The sequence below is a fragment of the Streptomyces canus genome (genome assembly GCF_030816965.1).
GTDB classification, from domain to species: Bacteria; Actinomycetota; Actinomycetes; order Streptomycetales; family Streptomycetaceae; genus Streptomyces; species Streptomyces canus_E.
Genome location: NZ_JAUSYQ010000002.1, coordinates 8873206 through 8894869, shown reverse-complemented (window position 1 = coordinate 8894869; position 21664 = coordinate 8873206). Strand labels below are relative to the sequence as shown.

The window sequence follows — 21664 nt, the reverse complement described above, 5'->3', positions numbered from 1 at the left end:
GCCCACGACATACGTGTACGGAACCACGGAGGACCAGGCGAAGGTGTGGCGGCTCTTCGCCGTAGGTCGTCGCAGTCCTGCCCATGTCGAGATCAGCGCTGCCAAGAGAAGGCCGGGTCTCGTGCCAGGAGCGCCGCCGGCCAGCCCGCAATAGGAGAAGCGAGGAAGACATGCGTAGGTGGACTCGTGCTGTTCCGACGGTGATCGGTGCTTTGGCCCTGGCCGTGGTGCTGACCGGATGCAGCGACGACGATTCGGCAGCAGGGCGCCCGAATTCCGCCTCCAGCACGGCACAGGAGCAGACGACGTTCCGTCTCGGCCAGGCCAGTCCGGTGCAGGAGAGCACCGTGCAGGACTCTGCCGGCGCCACCTACAGGGTCACGCCTACCAAGGTGGTGACCGGCAGCGCAGCCGACGTGGACAACTCTGGGCTGGAGAGGGACGCGAAGGAGGGACCGCAGGTCCCTGTGTTCGTCTGGTCCACGCTCACCCACGAGGGCGGCAAGGCCATGCGCGTTGGTGACATGGACGACGACCTGGCCATCAAGACCAGCAGTGGCCAGCGCACGCGTGCCCTCATCGTGCTCCTTGGCCAGGCGAAATGGCCCAACTGCCCAGCTTTCGACAGCGACAAGAAGCTCGCGGCGGGGCGGTCGGAGCGGATCTGCACCACCTTCCTCATCCCGGAGGGTCAGCGGGCTAGCGCGGTGGAGCTCACGCAGGGCTACTACAAGGAGCCCCTGGAATGGCCCGTGAAGAGCTGACCGGACGTCCACGAAGCAAGTCACGAGGGAAACGGCACCGGGCCAGGAGGAAGACCGGATGACGAAGAACGGCACTGGCTCGGAAGTCACTGGTCAGAGCGACAACCGCTCACCGTTGACCCAGGATGCACTAGAGCCCGCGTCCGCCGTGCCGCAGCTGCCAGTTTCCTCGCTGCTGCTCGATCCCCCGCCGCTGCAGATGACCACGCGCGCGAATCGGGTGACGCTGACCCGGATGGCGTGTATCGAAGACCTCGACCAGGTCAACGAGATGCATGCCAGGTGCTCGCTGGATTCGTGCTATGCCCGCTACAACGCAGCTCGGCAGGCTGTGACGACCCGCGAGTGGTGGCACCTCTGCGACCGGGCGAACGGCACGACCTTGATCACCACCCCGGTTCATGACCGGTCCCGCGTCATCGCCGTCACCCACCTGCTGCGCACCTCGGCCCCCCATGTCCGAGAACTCGGCATCCTCGTCGAGGACTCCTGGCAGGGACAAGGGCTGGGCACGGTTCTCACGGGCTACATGGTGAACCTCGCCCGCACCTACACCCTCGACTGCCGGGCCATCACAGCCATGACGGGACGCGGCAACCAACGGATGCTGTCCATCCTGCGGGGGCTGAACGCCGAAGTGGAGCCCACGAGCGGGCCGACCGTCGACGCGCTGATCCGCGTGGAGGAGTAGGCCATGCGCAAGGCCATCCTCCAGACTCCTGCTTCTCGTCGTGCCGGGATCCACCGGGCCGGTCGGCATCGAGATCGTCGGCCTCACGCACGGGCCATCGTCTTCCGTCATCACCGGGGCAGCAGCCGGCGAGGTCGTGGCGTACCGGCTCGGAGGATTCCGCAGGACAGACCGGGTTCGGAGCGCTACCGGTCATCTCGGGGGCTGACATCGCGCAACACCGCCGGCTGTTCCTGACCAGCCGCATGAAGACATCCGACGCTGAATTGGAGATCTCCTCAGTGCCCCCGCTCCTCACTGATGTCAGACACGACACGCCCTTCATCCTGGACGACGGCTCGGTCGCGTACACCCGCGCGGCGGTCGTCGAGGACTACCCGCTCGTCGAGGACCTGCATGCCCGCTGCAGCGCCGCGAGCCTCGTCGGACGGTACGGAGCCCGCCGTCCCGGATTCTCCGCCGCCGAGTGGCGGCGCATGGCGGACAGCCCGCGCAGTCGGGTGCTCCTCGTCACCCCAGACCAGTCTGATCGCGTCGTGGCCATGGCGTCGATGGTCGAGCGCTCCAACGCACCGGAGGTGTGCGACGTGGCGATGCTGGTCGCCGACCGCTCTCCGGATGCCTACCAGTCGCGTGGGCTCGGTACGCGACTGGCCGATCTTGCTGCCGACCTCGCCCGCGACACCGGATTCAAGTCCCTCGCAGTTACCTCGCTGTGGACGAACTGGCGGATGCTGCTTATCGTCGAGCACCTCGGCGGCCCGGTCCTGCCCCAGACCTCGTATGTGCGCAACATGGCGATGCTCGGCTTGCTGCCGAACTCCGGCCTGGACGTCGCCGACGAGATCGAGCTCCGGATCGAGCTGTGAGGGCGGCTACGTTGTCCCGCACGGAGCGGTCTACCGTGGTGACCGACGACGGGGCCCGGCTGACGGTGTACACCGATGGTCCCCTGCGAACCGACGTGACGGTGATCCTCAGCCATGGGTTCATGGTGACCGCGGACGCGTGGAGAATTCAGGCCCGCGCGTTGTCCGCTCGCGGCCTCCGGGTGGTCCGCTACGACCAGCGGGCCCACGGCCACTCCACAGGCGGTGAAACCGCCCCCACCATCGACCGCCTCGGCGCCGACCTCGCCACCGTCATCAGCACTACGGCCCCTCACGGTCCGGTCGTCCTTGCCGGACACAGCATGGGCGGGATGGCAACGCTCGCCATGGCCGTCCGTCAGCCGCTGCTCATCAAGAGCCGCCTTCCACGGGTAGCGCTGATCTCGACAGCATGCAGCAAGGCTCAGCTGCTACCGGGCAATCACCCGCTCCACTGGGCCAAGGCAGCTGCCCGTGCGAGTTACTCGTATCCCGTCTGCTGGCTGCCCCCGGCCGCCGATGTCGTACGCCGTCGACTCCCGAGCCGTCATCCGTGGGCACTTCGCCGCGATGCGCAGTACCGTGACGACGTCCCGCCTCCCAGCCGGCAGGCAATCCGTCGTACGCACACGGAACCGATCGCACGGTTGTGGAAGTCGCTGCGCTCCTACACCACGGCAGAGCGACTCCACGCTCTTGAGGACCTCGGTGACCGGGTCGAGATCATCACGGGTGAATCCGATGACTGGATACCTCTGTCCCAGACGCGTGAACTCGCCCAGCAACTGCCGAACGCGCGCCTCCACGAGCCCGTGTCGGGCGCCGGGCACAGACTGCCCTCCGACAGGGTCGGGCACGCCGTGGTCACCCAGGTTCTGATCCGGATGGCCGAGTCGGCCCTCGGCGAGGCCGAGGGGATGAGCACGGGACAGACCCTCTATCGAGGTGAACGCAGATGAGTCGAGACCGTCAACCACCTGCCGCTCCGTTGTCCATCCGGCTGGGGCCCGACACGGTGATGACGCTCCGGTTCGTCTCCGAGCCGACGGAGCCACGTCGCCGGCGCGGAGACCGCGGTCAGGGGTCCGGCCGCCCCGCCGAGTCCGGACCGCGGGGACGCGCGCCGACTCCGGATATGGGGCGTAGGTAGGGGGCGGGCCCGGGCCCTCGGCGCTCACCGACAGAGTGGTGACGGTGGACGATCGGTCCCGGCCTGCAGCGAGCTGATTCCTCAATCCTTGGTCTTCTCGATCACTGCGGATCGGAGCCTCAGGATCAACCCGAGGCCCGGCTTCCTCCCGGCATCCCTGGCTGAACCGGGGCTCGTCGGTCAACCCGACGAACTACGATGACGGCACGGTCGACGGAGGGCAGGCGATGGGCTTCATCAGGATCTCCGAGGACGCCGATTCGTGTTCGGGCTGGCGTTCCGTGTGGGACGAGGGCGAGCCGCGTAACGAGGGCTGGGAAGCCGTGTCCACGAACAACCGGGGCTGTCTACGAGGTCCGGCTTGATGGTGTCCCGAAGGGGCGTGTGATCGCCCGGCATCCCTTCGACGGAAGGCCCTGCTACGGATACTTGTTCCAGGGGGAGCTGGGCCTGGCGCCTGAGCAGGTGGTGAAGGTGGGGCTCCCCGCCCTATCCGCGCACAGGCCCGCTGAAGATGTCGCTGCGTCGCACAGCACCGGAGTGCCCGTACCCGCCGAGAGGAAATTGCCGGTGGCCGTCAGGCGATAAGGCCACCACGACGGCGGAAGTACGGTTTGTAGACGGCGAGCAGGATCCCTTCAGCACGTTCGGGCTCTTCACGCCGTGGGCCTCAACGCTTCCAGGTTTCTGTGAGGCGGTCTGGTGCAGGTGTCAGGGCTGTCGCGTTCGGCCGCCATCTGGCCGTGAACGGGAAGGCATTGCCCACCCAGAGCACGCCGGCCAGCTCGGGGGGCATAGCCCACCGGGGCGGGTTGCCGGGCTGGAGATCGATGGGGGCATGGATGAAGGTGTCGCCGTAGTTGAACTGCACGGTCACCGTGTGCTCGCCGTTGAGGAGACAGTCGAGCTGTTCGATGCCGAGGCCTGTGAACTTGTCGGCGCCTGCGGCGACGATCAGAGGCAGGCCGGTCTCCTCAGCCAGGGCACGGTACTTGCGCACCTTTTCGTCGATTCCCGCGACCAGTGGCTGAGCCGAGACGACTCCGGCCATGCTGCTGGGCGGTACCAGGATCGTGCGCATCGCCGGCGCACGCATCGTCATCCCGGTCTGCCGATCGGCCTGCAGGAGGAAGGTGTAGCCGTGGCTCGGGAACTCCGTCCGATGCAGTGGAGACAGCAGGTACCGGCGCAGCTCCTGGGCGATCCTCTTCGCCGTGCGCGCGTCCGGCGGTTCCAGAGGGCGGTCATGAGGGCCGGCCACGGTCAGCACCACCGGTACGGGGATCTCTTTGACTCGCTCGACGAGGTTGTGCCAGGCCCGCATTCTCCCGTACATCTCCTTCGACGGGCTATGTGTCAGGACCTCGACCAGGGCGAGCGGCTCACCAGCTTCGTCAAGCACGGTCCAGTCCGGCGTCTGTGTGCCCCAGAGTCGTTCGTACTCCACCCGGAGGCCTGACGCTCGGAGTGCCTCGCCAGCGGCAAGTTCAATGTGATCGCTCCAGAAGTTCTGATCCCGCCAGAGGTTCCTTGCGTAGGTCTCGGCGTCCTTCTCCGGCAGCAGCGCCAACTGTGCGTCCAGCCAGACCCGCCAGGTCTCGTATTCGTTCTCCACGGCGAGGTCGTAGGACAGAGGCCGGCCCTCAGGACGGCGGTGGCCGTATCGGCGCCTTTGTTCAGCCACGAAGTCAGGGCCAAACCGGCGAGCCGGCTGTGCGGTCGTCATGGGAAGGGAGTATGAGCCCTCCTGGCTTTTTCCCGCATCTGAGTTGGCCGCCAGTACAGCGTGTGATACGGCTCCCGGAACGGTGATGGCCATTCCTGAAAACAATGCAATGGGTCCGGACCGATGGGTGGTTGGCGCACGTGGCCGAGTGCGGGTGGTGTCCCTCCCGGCTGCCGATTATGGGAGACCGCAGCGGACTGCGCGCAAGGTCGGCCGCTCACTTTTTCTCCGCTCCTACGTCGCGGAGAAAAACTGACCGTCCTCCCCTGCACTCCGTCCGGCGGCCCCCCCCAAAATCTCTCTTCGCCGGGAGGGGCCGGGGCCGATCTCCACGGCAACCCACCACGCCAGGCCAAGCCCGCCATCCGACTGCGGGACGCAGGACGGAGCGAACCACAGACCACCATCAACGATCGCATTTGCCCAGCACAAGGCCCCTTTTCAGGTTGACCACCCTACCCCCGAAAGATAGATTTACCTATGTAAGGACGGGGCAGGGCAAAGCCCCGGGAACCCACTCTCGACCAGGAGTCTCCGTGGACCTGAAGGACTTGAAGTCGCCGATCCGGCTGAACGAGACCACCGAACTCAAGGCGGTCTTCGACCCGGTCTTCCGCTCGTTCTCAGCGCAGCTGTGGCGCGACGGCTCTCCGGCCGGACTGCTTGGAATGGCTGGCGAGTTCACCCACCCCGACGACGTGCTCGACGCGGTCGATGAATTCCTCACCGAGCGCGGCGAGAGCGAGCTGACAGAGGAGCAGATGACCCGCTTCGGCGGCACGCTGATCATGGCGAAGGGCGGCCCTGACGCCGCAATGCTCCAGATGGCCATCGAGCACCCCGAGAACTTCATCGTCCTCGACTGACCACGCCCCCGCCGGGGGCCAGGGCCGTCACCTTGCCCGGCCCCCGGCTGCGGGCCCGCCCGTCGGCGGGGCACCGACGAATCTCCGTACGCGCACCGACGAAAGGTAGGAGTTTGCTCGTGACGAATCAGGACGAGGCCATCACCGAGCTGCGGGGCACCGACGTGCCGAGCGCATCAATCGAGATCACCCTGGCGGACGGAACGACTGCCAGGTGGACTGTGCACGCCGATGATCCTCGGATCGGGGATGTCGAAAGCGTCCTCGGACCCCCGGACACGACCAGGGCTTGAAACCGGCACCGACACGCATGCGCGGCGGAAGTGTCCTCCAGCAACGCGGGGAGCGACCTCGCGCAATGGCAGAGCCACACCTGGTCAGGGAGGTCCGTCGGTGCACCTCGGCCCGGCGCCTCCGTCAGCGCGATGCCATGCCGACCGCGTGCCCTCACGAGCTCCCACCGGAAACGAAGGGATCAGCTAGACCTTGCGTACTCCAGCAGCCATCGCGCAGCGCGCCGCCACGATCCTCGGCGGCAACTGGGCGGCCGAGCGCGGCCACTACGGGGTCAACGGCCGCTTGACAGCGCCCGAGACCGGCACCTTCACCCTCCACGTCGACGACCACGGTCATCTGGTTCTGGAGGCCGCTCTCGACCGCTTCGGCGAATTCGGCGAATTCACCTTCTTCGGCGAGATCGCCCGCTTCCCTGAGCCCCCCGCCGAGGAACGTGCCGAGGACGTCGCCCGCGGCGTCGCCAAGGCCATCCGCCAGCACTTGGCCAACGCCGAAGACGAGGGCGAGTCATCCGTGTGCCGGGAACTGAACCTGGAAGCCCACTTCTCCGCCGCGGACTACAGCGACCCGGAGATGCCCTGCCACCCGAACGTCACCATCGCAGGGGCCACCGGCTTCTTCTACATCGACGAAGCCGGAGTCCTGCGGGTTTCCGTCCACCTTGACGGGCTCACCGAGATCGGCATCCGGCTCTGGGGCGAGGACTCCGTGCCCATGCAGATCACGCTCGACGGCGGAGTCGTGTTCGCCTCCACCGGACGATGGGTGATCCAGTTCCAGCACCCCGACGACGGCGGGGACGACGGGCTATGGGAGTACTCGATCCCAGCAGACGAGGCCCCGACCGAGGCTGCGGCCCGCGCAGTCGCGCAAACCCGATTCGAAGCCGACATCAAGTCCCACAGCAACACAAGTGCCTGGGACGGCACCACGATCCGCAGCGTGCGGTTCACGGCCGACCAGCCCAAGACGTGAGGCCCTCGGAACCGGCTGCCGGTCGGACCGAAGCAGCCAGGCGGCCGACGACCTGACACCGGCCGAGCGGATGCCGCCCGCCTCCCACGCGGGCGGCATCCGGTGCCCAACGCCTGGACTACGGGCGGTCGTTCCCACCTGACGGAGAGCAGCGGCATCGCCAAGACGTGCCCGACCTGCTCGGACCCGAACGCAGATTCACCTACGTCGTAACGGGGGCAGGGCAAGGCCCCCGGAACCCACCTTCGGCAAGAGGTAGACATCACATGGGTGCCCACAGCCCCGAACTGCTCCAACTCGACCTTTGGGACGAGCATCTCCCCACTGCGGTCGGCGTCAAGCCGCCGACCGTCCTGTCCTACGGATTGGGGGCAGATTCGACACTGGTCTTGATTGAAATGCTGCGCGACCCGCTCAGCTACGGCCTGGAGCCAGACCTCTCCGACCTAATCGTGATCACTGCCACTGTCGGCTCGGAATGGGAGGACACCATCAGGCTCGTCGAGGAACACATCTTTCCCCTCCTCCGGCGGCATCGGGTGCGCTATATCCAGGTCGCGCGGTGCGGTCCGTACGAAGCGGACGGCTGGGAAGTCCTTGCCGACTCCCGCGCCCCGCACAAGTTCATCCCGCGTGGACGCTGGACCCTCATGGACGAGCTCTCGCTCAACGGCACCGTCGTCCAGGCCGCCGGCGGGAACACGTGCTCGCTGAAATACAAGGGGTGGCCATTGGACCAGTGGGGGCTGGCCGAGTTCCCCGACAGGCCGTTCCGGAAAGTCGTCGGCTACCACGCCCGCGAGCGGAAGCGGGCCACAACGTATGACGCGTGCCAGCAGAAGGAGAACACCAAGGCCCGCAGGACCATCTGCACCGTCGAGTACCCGCTCATCGAGCAGGGCTGGGACCGCGACGTCGTGGAGACCCGGCTGTTCACCGAATTCGGCTTGTGGTGGCCCAAGTCGTACTGCACGTTCTGTGTCTATTCGGGCTCGTGCGCCTCCCGGCCAGCCCATATGGCGCGGTTGCGCGACCACCTTCAGCAGGCTGTCGAGGTGCTGGCCCTGGAGTACACGTCGATGGCGCTGAACGAGAACGGCTCGTTCTACCCGAAGGAGACCCTGTACGACCGGGTTGCCGAGGACGGCAACACCGCGGCGCTCCGGGCGCTGGAGGACCATCTGGCTTCCGCGGAATGGGCTCTGTACCGGATACGCCGTGTATTCCCAGCGGCCCGCACCGACAGCTGCCGAGAGCGGCACGGCGACTCCTGCCGCTCCCCGTGGCCCGGCTGCCTCGCCCCCGACACGGGCGAGCGGACACTGCCGTGCGTGCAGTGGCACGGACCCGTCTGCCGCGAACCGCAGCAAGCGTGCCGCGACGCGTCCCGGAAGGGGAAGGCGAGCCGGTCAGTCGAGGTCGTTTTCAGGGGAACGCGCGCGCAGGTCGATCACCTCATACGCAGTCGCGCCCAGGACGGCGGCGAGCACGTCGAAGAAGGACTCCTGCACCCCCTTGGCCATGTCCGCAGTCAGGCCGTCTCGCGCGGTTCACGTTTCCCTACCGTTGAGGAGTTCCACGCAATCGCCCCGAGCGGGGTGATCGAGAAACAGAAGGACAACTTCGAGAAGCTGTGGCGGGAGACCTGCCGACAGCTCAGGCTCCCCGCCTGATCCCGCAGACGGCACTGCCCGGCTTCACTCCCTCGGCGTCACGGCGAGCCGGCCAGGGCATTCCCTCTTCCCGGCTTTCCGAGTGTGGGGCCCTCGGCGGGAGGGGTGCAAGGACGGGCTTCGCCGCATCCTTGCACCCCTCCCGTTCGGGCCCCTCATTTCTTTCGCCGGGAAGGGGAGAGGGGTACTCAACGGCACCACACGGCAGTCGGTACCGCACCGTGGCCGAGTGCAGACCGCATAGATGGGAACCCTCGGCCGCAACTCGACCGGCACGCAAAACGCATCCAACTCCCCTCCCGATACTCGCGTTCTGAGGTTGACCCACCACCCAAAGAAACGTAGCTTTACCTATGTCGGAAGGGGGCGGAAGTGAAAGGCGAAAGTTCGCCCGCCCAGCTCGACAGCAAATAGATCCACCCCGGTTACCGATCCTTGAAAACTCCACAGAGAGCTCAATTTTAATCCGCAGCACATTGACGTGATTTCAAGAACCGCAATTCCAATGGGGGCAGGGCAAGCCCCCAGGAACCCACGCTCAGGAATGGAGTCACCTACGTGACCGAAAACCCCATTTCCATGACCGACCTCGCGACCGCCATCCGGGAACGCGCACAGCTTGAGGCACACGGGCTCTACGGCAAGCAGGTCGTATTCACCCTCCCCAGCTCTGGGGACCAGGTGACGCTGTGGCCCGCGCCGCCCAAGCCCACGTCCCGCCCGGTCTTGAACCTGCTCTGGATGCGCCGCAACCCACAGGAGGCTGTCGTCGACCGCGGTGAACTGCCCTGGACCAGCGACGCCAAACCGTTCGTGGACTGGGCGATCAGCATGGCCTACTCGGCCGATGAGATCGGCCCCCAGTACGCACCCGTCCTTACCACACTGCACGAGCACGGCATCAGGGGGAACGTCGTCCCCGTTCAGGGCGTCGGCTTCCTCATCCGAGTCGACCTCCCGGACTCCACGCACCTGATCACCGGAGGACCCGAGGGCCTTCCCAGCCGTGCCGACCAGGTCAAGCAGTGGCACGTGCAGCACGAGGGCGTAGACGAACACATCGCCGTCGTCCACCACGGCCCCGACCTTCACCAGATGATCAACGACACCAAGCGCTACCTCCAGGCAACGGCCATCCGCTACGGCGGCCGTCACCCGCTCGGGGCCCCAGCTCCCGCAGAACAGGAGGACGGGCCGGACAAGCTCTACGGCCTCATCTCCGATCTGTCCGGCCTGCGACGCGCCGACCGCGCGACCCCCGGCGGTGCCCTGATGACGATCTTCGACGCCGACGGCTACAACGGCGCCACCATCGCCGTCCCGGCCGAGATCGTGACCCGCATCAGCCGCCTCCTCGCCGTCGAGCTGCAGGTCATCGAGACCTACGGCGGCTAGCAGTCGACGCACACCCCCCAGCGTGCCGGGCCCGGAGGGCAAACCGGGCCCGGCACGCGCGAACCCACAAGGACGGATGGACACATGACCCCCCGCATTCCCCCGGCCCCCAACCACTGGCGCCGGGCCCTGACCGGCTACACCAGCGGCCCGGAACCGGCCACGCTTCCTGACCACCTTCAGACGGCCCCGCTGCTTTGGGCGTCCCCGCCCTGGTTGCCGAGCTGGAACCCGGCAGGCCGACGGCCCGCCTTCAGCGCCGAGGACCCCCGCTTGCGCATCACCCGCCTCCTGGCGGCCGAACTCGGTACCCGTTCCGCCTACGACCTGATCCGCGCTGCGGAGACACGCAGCTTCCAGGTGGTCACGGTCGAGAACGTCATCGAGACCGCGGTCTGGCTCACGTCCCGGACCGTCGGCATGTGATTGCTTCCGAACTCTTTCAACGCGTCAGGCCCGGAGGGCAAACCGGGCCTGACGCGCCCCGGAACCCACACTCGCAGGAAGAGAATTTGAGTCTCACTTTCACCGACATGTATGCGGGCGCTGGCGGCTCCAGTACGGGCCTAGTCAACGCAGGCCTTGAACTCAGACTCGCGGCCAATCATTGGCAAGTTGCGGTCGACACGCACACGGCCAACCATCCCGACGCAGAGCATCTTTGCGCCGAGATGGAGTACTACGACATGAGGCGGCTCCCGAAGACGGACATTCTTTGGGCGAGTCCCATCTGTACGGAGATAAGTCCAGCAGGGGGCCGCCCACGCATCAAGGGACAGTTGGACGACGAGGAATGGAAATCCCTCCCGGACAAGGCGTTCCAGCGGACACGGGCCACTGCGTTCGAAGTCATCCGAGCCGTGCAACTCCACCGCTACAAGGCCGTATTGGTCGAGAACGTCATCGAGTTCGCGACCGATTGGGAATTGTTCGACTGGTGGCTGGCTGGAATGGCGCAGCTGGGCTACGAATACCAGATCGTCTGTGTCTCGTCCGCGCACATCGGAGACGAGTTCAATCTTCCCGCTCCGCAGTGGCGCGACCGGCTGTACATCGTGTTCACGCGGATCGGGGTCCGGCTACCAGACGTGAAGCCGACGCCGCTCGCTTTCTGCGAGGTCTGCGACGAGGACGTTCACGCGGTGCAGACCTGGCGCAAGCCCCGTAAGCCCCGCAAGGGCCAGAAGCCCCGGAGGAGTGGAGTCGGCAAGTACGGCGTGCAGTACGACTACACGTGCCCCTGCGGCCACGGGGTCGTGGAGCCGTACGTCCAGCCCGCGTCCTCCATCATCAACTGGGACGACGAAGGCATTCGCATCGCCGAACGTGCCGAGCACGGGCTTGAGCCGCTTGCCGAGAGCACCATTGCTCGCATTGAGGCGGGGCTGGAGATGTTCCCCGAAGACCCCTCGGTGTTGACCCTGAACCACAGCGGACATGACGGCAGGGCATTCCGGCCGGACACGGCCCCGCTTCCGTCCCGGTGCGCGAAGATCGGGGAAGGGCTGCTCCTCCCGCCCGGGGTCCTCCCGTACGCCACGTCGTCGCCGGATCTGGCGGCTCCGCCGTTCGTCATCGAGCTCCGCAACCACGGCAAGGCGCGGAAGATCGACCGGCCGCTGTCCGCGGTCATGGCGGGTGGCAACCACCATGGACTGGTCATCCCGTACCGCAAGGGCGCGAAGGCCAAGCCGACGTCCGAGCCGCTGCACACCCTCTCCACGCACGACTCGGCCGGTCTGCTGCGTCAGGCGGCACGCATCGAGGACTGCCACTTCCGAATGCTCAAGTGGCGCGAGCAGATGAACGCCCAGCGCTTCCCGCCCGGCTACATCGTCACGGGCACCAGCGACGCAGCCAAGACGGTCCAGGCCGGTAACGCGGTGAGCTGCAACGTCGCGCAGTGGCTCGGCGAGCGCGTGGCCGCCGTTCTGTAACTCCCGGTGGAGCCGCCGAAGGGCGGCTCCACCCCGACCCATCCAGCCGGGCCCGGAGGGCAAACCGGGCCCGGCGCCCACACATTGATGGAGCGCCCATGCCTTACCCCGACCCCCGGCACGTAGCCCGCGAAGAAGTCGCCCGCACCATCCAGCACACCCGCACCGGACAAGCCGCGATCCGGCTCCTGCTCACCCGAGACATCCGGCCCCAGGTGACGCGTTCCCGGCCCAGCGAGTCGCCGTGGGTGGACGTGTCGTTCAACCACGCGGCCACCTCCGGCCGGTGGTCCAACACCTACACACGCAACGGGCACAACGTCCGCTTCACACTCCTGCCGCTCGACCTGGTACCCGCCATCCTCACCGCTGTCGGCGGCACCCCCGACAGCCAGGAGGCCGCCTATCACGACCCGACGGATTACGAAGGCGACGCGGCCAGGTGGCTGGACCAGCACACCGCCGGTCTCCTGGGCGTGGTCGACAGCCGTCCCCTCCCCGGCTACGACGAAGAGGCGTCCGACACTCCGACCTACACCTCCGAGTTGTCCGCGCGCTGGCAAGTGGAGGTCGCACTCCTGGAGTTGTCCGGCCCCGACATGACCGCCGTGTGCAACCTGGAGATTCTGCGCCTCAGCGAGGCCGCAGCGCACGCCGTCATCACCATGTACGTGCACCTGATCTCGCCCCGCTGATCCAGCCGGCTGTCGTGGCAGGCGCCGCCTCGGCACGGCCACAGCAGCCGGACTCACCGCCCTTGCTGCCCGGCTCCCAGGCGGCCCCACTCAACAACTCTGGGAGAAACCCATGCCGAAGAACACCTTTCCCCCTCCACCCTGCGGCAGCCCGTGCGGCGCCCAACTCGAACTCTTCGCCCCGCCGGCCGCACCCGCGGCTCCCGTCGAGTGGGACTGGGAAGACCACGACGTTGTGGTCGTCGGCGACAGCGGCGGGAAGGACAGCGGAGCCCTCGTGCACGAGGTGTGCACACAGGCCGACAAGGCGGGCCAGCTGCACAAGGTCAAGCTGCTGCACTGCGACCTCGGTCGTACGCCGAACGGGCACCTGATCGAGTGGCCGGGCGCGCTGGAGGTGGCCCGTGGCCATGCCGCCCTGTACGGCGTGCCGCTCGCCGTCCGCCGCAGCAAGCGGTGGCCGTCCCTGTGGGACCGCATCATGGACCACGGCAACTGGCCGGGGTATTTTGCTCGATTTTGCACGAGTGACACAAAAACGGCCGTCGGGCGCGATTTCGTCGACGAGCTCGGCGCCGAACTGCGGCTCGGCCGCCCCATCCGGGCCGGATACGCCATGGGTATGCGGGCCGAGGAGTCCCGGGCTCGCGCGAAGAAGCCGGTTGTCGAGCAGCACCGGATGACCGCGAAGACGTTGCGCGTCGTTACGACCTGGCTGCCGGTCCATCACCTCAAGACTTCCGAGGTCTGGGAGATCCACCGTGACCACGGGATCCCCTGGCACCCCGCCTACGAGCGGGTGGGGCGGCTCAGCTGCCGGGCGTGCCCGCTGGCGAAGAGAGAGGACCTGATCGAGTCCGCTCGGGTCAATCCGGAGCTCTTCGACGAGTACGCGGGGGCCGAGGAGCGCATGGGCAAGCCGTTCAAAAAGAACCTCACCTTGCGGCGGATCATCGAACTCGCTCGCAGCTGACCGGACCAGGGCAACAGCGAACCCAGCCGCCGCAAGGTCGTTCCGGGACTCGGCGCGGCATGGATGCCTGGAGATCCCCAAGGGGCCCGAGGTTCGGGGTCCCAGAGAAGCGAAACACCGTTGACCCCCTGGGCAGGAGAACATAGATTTACCTATGTCAAAACGGGGCCTTCGAGGGCTTTCTCAGCTTCGTCAGGCCGCCAGAGCGACCGTCTCGATTCCCAGCCGGAGCCCGGCAGGGCAAAGCCGCGCACCGGCGCCGAACCCACAACCGTGAAAGGCAATCAGCCATGGACTTCAACGGGCCTCTCCCCATCGAAGCGCCCACCGACTACTCCACTCTCATCAAGTCGACGCAGGCGGAGATTGGACTCGCTCACCTGACCTACGCCCTTCGCTGGGTCGGCGAGGACGGCACCAAGATCGACGGTGAGGGCAACGTCGTCACGCCGGGCTGGGCTACCGCGCCCGACGGCTGGGCAACGTTCAACACCTCCTGCGCCCCCGAGCTGGCCGGACAGATCTGCGTCAACCTCCTCATCTACGTGCTGGAGGCCGCCGGATCCAACGGCCTGAAGCGCTCCCTGCGAGAGCTGCTCGGCGCCCTGGCCGAGGCCCTCGACGCCGAGGCCCTCGACTAGCAGCACAGATCCACATCTCTCCGGTGCGCGGTAGGGCAAAGCCGCGCACCGGAGCCGGACCCACAACCTGAGAGAGCACCCCATGCAGAGTCACGCCATGCGTACCGCCGCCCGGGAGCGGCTCACGGCCGCGCGGCATCAGCTGGATCTGACCCTGGCCGTGCTGGCCCTCCACCGGAGGGCGGCAGCGAGGCACCAGCGACAGATCAGCACAGACAGCCGTCTCTTCCAGTTCCGCTCCGAACAGCGGCTCCTTCCTCCCGACTTCAGCAGCAAGTGGCTCGAAGCTGCGGAGACGGAGCGGATGGACCGCGAGCAGTCCCTCCGGGAGGAGACAGCCCTCACGGCCGCCTACGAGGTCGTCGCCGCCACTCATCGGTTGACTCTCGGCGCGGCTCACCGCAAGCTGCACCCCGTGCCCGCGCACGGCACCGTGATCGCACCGGCGAATCCGGTCGCGCACGCCGTCAACTACACGGCTGCTTACGCCAGTTCCCACGACGGCGACGAGATCGAGCACCCCGCTTCCCTGTCTGCCGACCGCGTCGAGTTCGTCCTCGGCCAGTGGCAGAAGATCCCGTATGCACGGATCCTCCTCGATGCGTCGTGCACGTACACCGTGGCCCTGCCCGGCAGCTACATCGAGATGCGCCCGGTCGACGAGCCCGCGCCGACCGAGGGCGACGTGCTGCACGCCGCCCTCGGCGCGTACGGCGTGCCGTCATACCCCATGCGGGAATGCGGCATCACGTATCGCGTGATCCCGCTCGACATCGCCGCCACCGGGGAAGACGTCCACACGGGCCCGCGCCTGTTCGTCAAGTCTGACGAAAGCGCCGATCGACCGGTCGATGCCCACGACGAGCCGTGGACGATCACCCTGCACGACGCCCACGGCGACCTGATCGACACGCTGTACAGCGGTTCCCACGTGCCCGGGGGCATCGCCGAGGAGTCCGCCGACTGCGCGAAGTTCGCCGCGTCGTGGATCCGCGACAACGCGCGTGCCCACCTCCCCAGGACCTGACCCATCCCCCGAGTCCGGGACGCGGACACGCGCACGGCCGTCCGCGTCCCCGGTATCGGCCCATCACTTTTCCAGCCGGCGAACTGCCGTCCGGCCTCACCCGAAAGGCAACCGAGCATGGACACCCCGTCCCGCATCAAGACCCGCACCGACCGCGGCGAAGCCGCGGTGTGGGAATACCTCGACACCTCGTGTGTCGGCGCCGTCTTCAACCAGGACCCCGCCGTCCGCGGTATGCGCGCCGTCCTGGCCTACGGCCGAGACCAGTGGACGGCCGGGTGGGAGGTACTCCGCACCAGCCCTGCTTTCCGCAGCGAGGCGGAGAACGCCATCACTACCCTGTTCGGCGACGTCCTGCACTACTGGACCCGCCGCAGCTTCAACAACTTCGACCTGCTGCAGCACCGTATCTGGGAACTGCGTGGGGAATTCGAGACCTTCGACTTCGGCAGGTTCGTCGACGAAGAGGAACTCGCGGCCCTGGCCCCCTCCGACGTGAGCGAGGTCATCGCCCGCTTTCTGGCCGATCTGCTGCTGTGCGCAGAGCGGCTCAACCTCAGCTCCGAAGACCTCTTCAAGAACGGACTGCGGTTCTTCGTGGCCGACCTGAACCAGCTGAAGTTCGGACAGCTCCCGCGCGCCGAGCAGCAGGCGCACATCGCCCTGGCCACCCTGGCGGACCTGAAGCTCATCGTTGACTTCCGGCCGCACGGCGACGAAGGCAGCGGCATGTGGCACGTCCAGGAGAACCCGCTCGAAACCACGTTCCTGCGCACCGGGGAAGTCGCCGCTTATGCCGAGCGACGCCGCACGCTCCTCCGGCCGCGCCCGGAGAAGCCCGGAAGCACCCGGAGCGATTCGTCCCCGCGCTGACCGCACCCCTCGTCCACCGTCCGGCAGGGCAAGCCGAGTGGCGGACCCGGAACCCACGCCGTTCCTGGCGGACGGGCGAATCCTCCCGCCCGCCAGGAACGGCCCCCGAGCGGAGTCTTCCTATGACCACCACCGCGAGCACCCCAGCCGACCCCGGCGCGGGCTTCGAGCGGGCAGCACGCCAGGCCCTGCGCCTGATCGCCCCGGCCAGGTTGCGCCTGGTCTCCTCCCGGCCCCGGCCCACAGCCAACGCAGTCCCCTCCACAGATGCCGACGTGGAGGCTCTCGCGATCAGCGTCGGCGTCCTAAGCCCCGTAGACGCCAGGCCCCGCTGACCAGTCCTGGCTGGTCAAGCTGGGCGGCTTGGCCACTGTCTACTCCCTCGCCCACGCCTCCGGCAGCGCAATCCCGACCACGTTGAAAGGCATGCCTCCCATGGACAACCTTGCGGCCATTCCCGTCGCCGCCGTGCTGCTGCACGCCCTGGCCGTCCGTGAAGTCCCTGGGTTCCTGGAACTCGGAGAGGACTTCGTCATCGCCCACCCGCCGCACCTTCCCAGGACAAGGCCCTGGACAGCGAGCACATCATCCTCTGCACTCCCCGCTATGTCAGCGGCCCCGTTGCCCAGTACACGGGCGGCTGGTACGCCACGGCATACGAGGGCTACGACGGCTCGGACTACTGCGATATCGAGCGGGTCTATGAGGCACAGCCCGGATGGGACCTCATGGCCCACGCCGCCGCGTGCGCGGAGGCCGTCGCCGAGTGGTTTGCCTCGCGCCGGACAAGCGCCGAAGCGTCCGGAGACGAAAGCGGGGCCGACGACACGGACGAAGTCCGTACCAGCACCACCGAAGTGTGCTGACTTGGGCAAAGCCGCCGGCCCCTGGAACCCACAATCGGAGATCTCCATGGAGAGCCCGTTGCAGTACCAGACAGTGTAGGGCCTTGCATAAGACAGGATGAGCCTCGATGACCACGACCAGAACACAGTTCGAACAGCGGCTCGCCGAGCTACGGCGCGACGCCCAGGAGCTCACCCGCAAGGACTTCGCGCACCTCGCCGGCGTCGCCGAGAAGACGGTCCGGAACTGGCTGGACGCCGACCCGGACTTCGCTTCCACAGCCCGCACCGGTCCGCGACGGGTCCAGCTCTTCCCCTTTGACGAGGGCGCTCAGTGGGTGCGCGAGAAGCTCTTCGGCCCCAACGAGCGGGCGCCGGAAGTGAGCCCCGGGCCTCGGCTCGCCGCAGAGCCCCATCGCATGCCCCACACGCCCGGCGAACGGTGGCGCTGGGTGGACATGGCGCGTCTTCGCGGCGTGACGCCGACTGCCGTACGGCTGCTCGCCGCCGACTACCGGGACCACCCCGAGCGCCCATTTCCACCGCGCGACGAGTACGACCGCATGTTCGACGCCAGCGAGGTCTCCGCCTGGTTCCTCTGGTACGACACTACCCGTCCGGGATACACCGGCCCACGGCCCGCCGAGATCTCAGCCGAGTCCGGCACGAAGGACACCCGCCGCAAAGAGGTGATCAGGCGCCTGAACGCGGCGATCGACAAGGGCGAAGACCTGACCACCCAGGTACTTGCCCGGGAACTCGGTGTGAGCGCCGACGTCACGGCCCGCTACTTGCGGCAGGCAGCCGAGGCTGTTCTCCCCGCGCGCGGTCTGATCTCGCGCAGCCAGATCGCCGAGCGACTGCCCAAGACGTCCGCCGCACTCACGCCCGAGCAGCGCCGGGAGCGGGTGAAGACCCTCCTCAAGCGCAAGAACGCCCCCACGCCAGTCATCACGGTGGCGGACACGCCGTACTACAACGAGACGGACATCGCCGAGCTTCTCGCGCCCCCCATGTGACCCCGCCGACCGCGGAGCCCCCGAACGGACAGGCCTCGGTCGACACTCTCACCTTCGCATCCCGGCGATCGAGTGTGGGGCCCTCGGCGGACGGAGCGCAAGGGCGGGCTGCGCCGCGCCCTTGCGCTCCGTCCGTTCGGGCCCCGCTTTTTCTTTGCCGGGATGGGGAGGGGGGCATCCACCGGCACCGGACCGGGGGCGGCTCAGCGCCGTGGCCGGGCGCGGCACCGCGAAACTATGCGCGGCTCCACCGCCTTGCGGCCAGGGTGAAATCCGCAGAGATTGACCCCTGTTGGGCCAGGATTTCACGTTGACCACCCCACCCAAGGAAGATAGATTTACCTATGTCGAGAGGGGGCAGGGCAAAGCCCCCGGAACCCACGATCCACCGAGGAGATTCACCTTGGCCGAGGACACCGAAGACACCGAGCAGACCGAGTTCTGGATGGTGTGCGAGACCGGCGACATCGAGCCGTTCGACGACTACCACGACGCCTACGAGGCCCTGACCTCCGCCGTCAAGCGTGACGTCAAGGAGCACGGCGAGGAGACGGCCCGCGAGTCGGGTGTGATCCACCCGTACGGCTACACGATCAACGTCATGCGCGACGGCCGTGACGTCACGGAGGACTGGGAGCGGAACGAGCCGTACAAGCCGCTGAGCATGGACTGAGCGGCGCCCGGCTCCAGCTTGCCAGCAGCGAGCCGGGATCTACCGAATCGCCGGGATGCGCGGCTGCGCCCACGCGCGAGCTCGCTCGTGAATGTCGTCGGACGCACGAGCCGGCCGGAACGCCGCGCCCGGCACCCATCCCCCCTCTTCCGCTCTCCAGGGCGCCCACGCGCCCCGCAGCTTCCGGCCGGGGAGCAACCGGCCTGCTTCGAAAGGACCCAATCATGCGTATCGCCATCGCCCCGCACGCCGTCGAGGCGCGCGCCGCGCACGGCGGATACTCCGCCTTCCCTGTACGCGTGGCCCCTCTGCTCGCCATGCGCCTCACCGTGATGCGGGAGTACGCGGCATCCCGCAACCACCTCGCGGTCTGGGCCGACACCGCCAAGCAGGTTCACGAGGCCATCGCCGCCGTGTGCTTCGCCCAGGTCGCCCGTCGCCGCAAGTACCGCCGGATCGCCAGCCGCGTCGCGCTGGACGCCATCGTGGCGTACGAAAAGGCGTACGCCGTCTCTCTCTCGCGCGACGAAGCGGGCCACTACCACCCCGAGCCCGGCACCGAATACCCGTTCGCCGTCTCCGACATCGGCCGCGCCGCCGCCGATCTCCTCGGCGACGAGTGGTTCGCAGACTCCGGTTCGTGGGGCGTGCGCGGCTACCTCCAGGCAGACGGCGAGAGCGGCGGCTACACCCTCGCCGTTTCCGACAGCGGAGTCCTGTACGTCGAGACCCTCCCCGAGGCACACCGAACCGACGTCGTCGATGTGTGGTCCAGCGACAAACTCGGCGACATCGCCGCCCGCGTCGCTGACACCATCCGCGAACTCCGCAAGGGCGACTGACCCGCCCCGAGCGACCGTGCCCCCGCCACGAAACCGGCCGGGGCACGGCCGCCGCGCCCCGGCTCCACCACCCGCCCGGAGACCGACCGGGCAGTCCCCCCGAGTGAGAGGAACCCGCACGATGACCAGCAAGACCGAGCCCAACGGCTACACGGTGCACGCATTCAACGCGGCCGGTGACGTCCTCGGACTCGACGGCCCCCAGTCGGCCGGAAAGCCGCGTGAGGGCGTAGACGGCCAGACCGCCGGACAGTCCCTGTTCATCGAGACCGGTCACCGGCTGGAGGGCAACGGCCTTCCGGTGCGCGACCGGACCCGCTGGTACGTCGTCACCGATCACAAGACCGGCCGCCACACCTGCCACGGACGGCCCGAAGGTGTCGAGCCGGGCACCCTGGGCGCCCTGGTGCGCTACCTCGAATTCTCACCGGCTGAGCGGGTGGCGCTCACGATGCTCGAACACGCCACCGAGGGCACCCCGTTCTGCGGCTCGTGCGAGGACACCGGCACCGTGACCCTGTACGACGGTTCCACCGACGGGGTCATCGGCAGCCGGGCGTGTGAGGACAAGGCATGCATCCAGCGCGGCCGGGCGCGGGCCCGGATCGCTGAACAGCGCCACACGGGAGAGCTGTTCATCGGGCATGAGGTGTTCACGCCGCACATCTGCTCCGAGTGCCACTACGGCGGTTACACGCCCGTGCCCGGCCTGTACGCGAGCACAGGCCCGGTCTACGTGTGCACGGCGTGGGAGTGCGGTCACACGGTCGACCGGAGCGCGTTCGAGGTCGCGGACGGCGAGAGGTTGGCCGAGGCGAACAACCGGCTTCACACCGCCCGTGCCCGCCGCCACGACGAACCCCCCTTCTAGGCACCGCAGCCCCCCGCCACAGACGGTGTGCGGCCCGATCGAGTCGGGCCGGGGAGCACCGGGCCACCCCATCCGGGGCACGGCCCCAACCCCACAGAGAGGAACACCACGACATGACCACGCAGGACGAACACCCCGCGGCTCACCGACTCGCCACGGACGGCACCGACCGGCGGGAGTGGACGGAGGCTGAGGCGCTGGAGCGCGACCGGCGGGCCGAGGAGCGCACGCGGCCGGTGACAGCGGAGCTGGTACGGAACCGGGGCACCCGGGAAACGGTGGTGTGGCTGCTCGACGAGTCCGGCACTTTGCGCACCACGGCGCACGTAATCCGGCTGGACATCCGCCACGACGTCCCCCAGGACGACGCGGAGGCAGCGGCAGCCCGTGCGCTGGTGAAGGCAGGGTTCCGTCCCGTGCTCGGCTGGACGTGGACGGAGGTAGGGGCGGACGCCTCCCGGCGCCGGTGGCGTATCGCGATCGAGCCGACGGCCGACTACCTGTCGTACGTAGAGCGCCGCTACGGTCCGCGTCCGGAGATTCCGGCTATCGACGGCGCCACCGTCACGGCGCGCACGCAGCGCGGATGGTGGGACGTCACCACGTCCGACGGTGAACGGTACGCGCTCACGTGGTCGCCGCAGATCGGCGGCGACCGGTGGACGGTGTGGGGCGGGGAGAACTTCACCCGGCTCGTTCGCTCCACCACCGACCAGGCGAAGGCGCTGTTCGTGCTCCGCCACCCGAGCCACGCTCGCGTGTGACGCGGTGGCCCCGGGGTGGTGCAGTCCCCGGGGCCGCGTATGGGCCGGTGTCCAGCTCACGGACCGGCCCCAACTCCCGAGAACCGAGAGGATTCCTC

Annotated in this window: 22 protein-coding genes; 21 read left to right on the top strand and 1 reads right to left on the bottom strand. The window is 67.8% G+C overall.

Translation table 11 applies throughout. The features are described 5' to 3' along the window. Positions 1–200: 200 nt before the first annotated feature. The 4 genes from QF027_RS41455 to QF027_RS41440 all read left to right on the top strand — a co-directional run bounded on the left by QF027_RS41455 (position 201) and on the right by QF027_RS41440 (position 3283). Positions 201–764, top strand: coding sequence for a hypothetical protein (locus tag QF027_RS41455; protein WP_307080585.1), 564 nt, complete (start codon positions 201–203; stop codon positions 762–764). A 58-nt stretch (positions 765–822) separates the two neighbouring features. Then, on the top strand, positions 823–1455 hold the full coding sequence (locus QF027_RS41450) for a GNAT family N-acetyltransferase (RefSeq protein WP_307080584.1): 633 nt from the start codon (positions 823–825) through the stop codon (positions 1453–1455). Between the two features lie 245 nt (positions 1456–1700). After that, positions 1701–2324, top strand: coding sequence for a GNAT family N-acetyltransferase (locus QF027_RS41445; RefSeq protein WP_307080583.1), 624 nt, complete (start codon positions 1701–1703; stop codon positions 2322–2324). A gap of 35 nt (positions 2325–2359) precedes the next feature. Beyond that, positions 2360–3283, top strand: coding sequence for an alpha/beta fold hydrolase (locus QF027_RS41440; RefSeq protein ID WP_307080582.1), 924 nt, complete (start codon positions 2360–2362; stop codon positions 3281–3283). An 861-nt stretch (positions 3284–4144) separates the two neighbouring features. Here the strand turns inward: QF027_RS41440 and QF027_RS41435 are convergent. Then, on the bottom strand, positions 4145–5200 hold the full coding sequence (locus QF027_RS41435) for a hypothetical protein (RefSeq protein ID WP_307080581.1): 1056 nt from the start codon (positions 5198–5200) through the stop codon (positions 4145–4147). A gap of 536 nt (positions 5201–5736) precedes the next feature. Between QF027_RS41435 and QF027_RS41430 the strand changes: the two genes are divergently transcribed. The 17 genes from QF027_RS41430 (at position 5737) to QF027_RS41350 (ending at position 21566) form a co-directional block, all read left to right on the top strand. After that, positions 5737–6066: a hypothetical protein gene (locus QF027_RS41430; RefSeq protein WP_307080580.1), complete on the top strand. Its 330-nt coding sequence runs from the start codon at positions 5737–5739 to the stop codon at positions 6064–6066. Between the two features lie 486 nt (positions 6067–6552). Continuing rightward, entirely contained in the window at positions 6553–7338 is a 786-nt protein-coding gene (locus QF027_RS41425; protein WP_307080579.1) for a hypothetical protein, read from the top strand. 167 nt (positions 7339–7505) lie between these two features. Further along, positions 7506–9011 carry a hypothetical protein gene (locus QF027_RS41420; protein WP_307080578.1) on the top strand — a complete coding sequence of 502 codons (1506 nt, stop codon included), beginning with the start codon at positions 7506–7508 and terminating at the stop codon, positions 9009–9011. Positions 9012–9569: 558 nt separating this feature from the next. Continuing rightward, complete coding sequence (locus QF027_RS41415) at positions 9570–10406, top strand: hypothetical protein (protein ID WP_307080577.1); 837 nt, start codon at positions 9570–9572, stop codon at positions 10404–10406. A gap of 84 nt (positions 10407–10490) precedes the next feature. Next, positions 10491–10832, top strand: a complete 342-nt coding sequence (locus tag QF027_RS41410; RefSeq protein WP_307080576.1) for a hypothetical protein — start codon at positions 10491–10493, stop codon at positions 10830–10832. 86 nt (positions 10833–10918) lie between these two features. Continuing rightward, positions 10919–12343 (top strand): DNA cytosine methyltransferase, encoded by a 1425-nt coding sequence (locus QF027_RS41405; RefSeq protein ID WP_307080575.1) that lies wholly within the window; start codon positions 10919–10921, stop codon positions 12341–12343. Between the two features lie 98 nt (positions 12344–12441). Continuing rightward, positions 12442–13038, top strand: coding sequence for a hypothetical protein (locus tag QF027_RS41400; RefSeq protein ID WP_307080574.1), 597 nt, complete (start codon positions 12442–12444; stop codon positions 13036–13038). A 112-nt stretch (positions 13039–13150) separates the two neighbouring features. Then, positions 13151–14011 (top strand): phosphoadenosine phosphosulfate reductase domain-containing protein, encoded by an 861-nt coding sequence (locus tag QF027_RS41395; RefSeq protein ID WP_307080573.1) that lies wholly within the window; start codon positions 13151–13153, stop codon positions 14009–14011. Positions 14012–14301: 290 nt separating this feature from the next. Beyond that, positions 14302–14652 (top strand): hypothetical protein, encoded by a 351-nt coding sequence (locus QF027_RS41390; protein WP_307080572.1) that lies wholly within the window; start codon positions 14302–14304, stop codon positions 14650–14652. Positions 14653–14749: 97 nt separating this feature from the next. Continuing rightward, a complete protein-coding gene (locus QF027_RS41385; protein WP_307080571.1) occupies positions 14750–15679 on the top strand; it encodes a hypothetical protein in 930 nt (309 codons plus the stop codon). Positions 15680–15796: 117 nt separating this feature from the next. After that, positions 15797–16552, top strand: coding sequence for a hypothetical protein (locus tag QF027_RS41380; protein WP_307080570.1), 756 nt, complete (start codon positions 15797–15799; stop codon positions 16550–16552). 122 nt (positions 16553–16674) lie between these two features. Further along, on the top strand, positions 16675–16887 hold the full coding sequence (locus QF027_RS41375) for a hypothetical protein (RefSeq protein ID WP_307080569.1): 213 nt from the start codon (positions 16675–16677) through the stop codon (positions 16885–16887). Between the two features lie 638 nt (positions 16888–17525). Beyond that, the gene (locus tag QF027_RS41370) at positions 17526–18416 is read left to right on the top strand and encodes a hypothetical protein (RefSeq protein ID WP_307080568.1); all 891 of its coding nucleotides are present in this window, start codon (positions 17526–17528) and stop codon (positions 18414–18416) included. 403 nt (positions 18417–18819) lie between these two features. After that, positions 18820–19089, top strand: coding sequence for a hypothetical protein (locus QF027_RS41365; RefSeq protein ID WP_307080567.1), 270 nt, complete (start codon positions 18820–18822; stop codon positions 19087–19089). Positions 19090–19313: 224 nt separating this feature from the next. Continuing rightward, complete coding sequence (locus QF027_RS41360) at positions 19314–19931, top strand: hypothetical protein (RefSeq protein WP_307080566.1); 618 nt, start codon at positions 19314–19316, stop codon at positions 19929–19931. Positions 19932–20052: 121 nt separating this feature from the next. After that, positions 20053–20802 carry a hypothetical protein gene (locus QF027_RS41355; RefSeq protein ID WP_307080565.1) on the top strand — a complete coding sequence of 250 codons (750 nt, stop codon included), beginning with the start codon at positions 20053–20055 and terminating at the stop codon, positions 20800–20802. 113 nt (positions 20803–20915) lie between these two features. Next, positions 20916–21566 (top strand): hypothetical protein, encoded by a 651-nt coding sequence (locus QF027_RS41350; protein WP_307080564.1) that lies wholly within the window; start codon positions 20916–20918, stop codon positions 21564–21566. Positions 21567–21664: the final 98 nt, after the last annotated feature.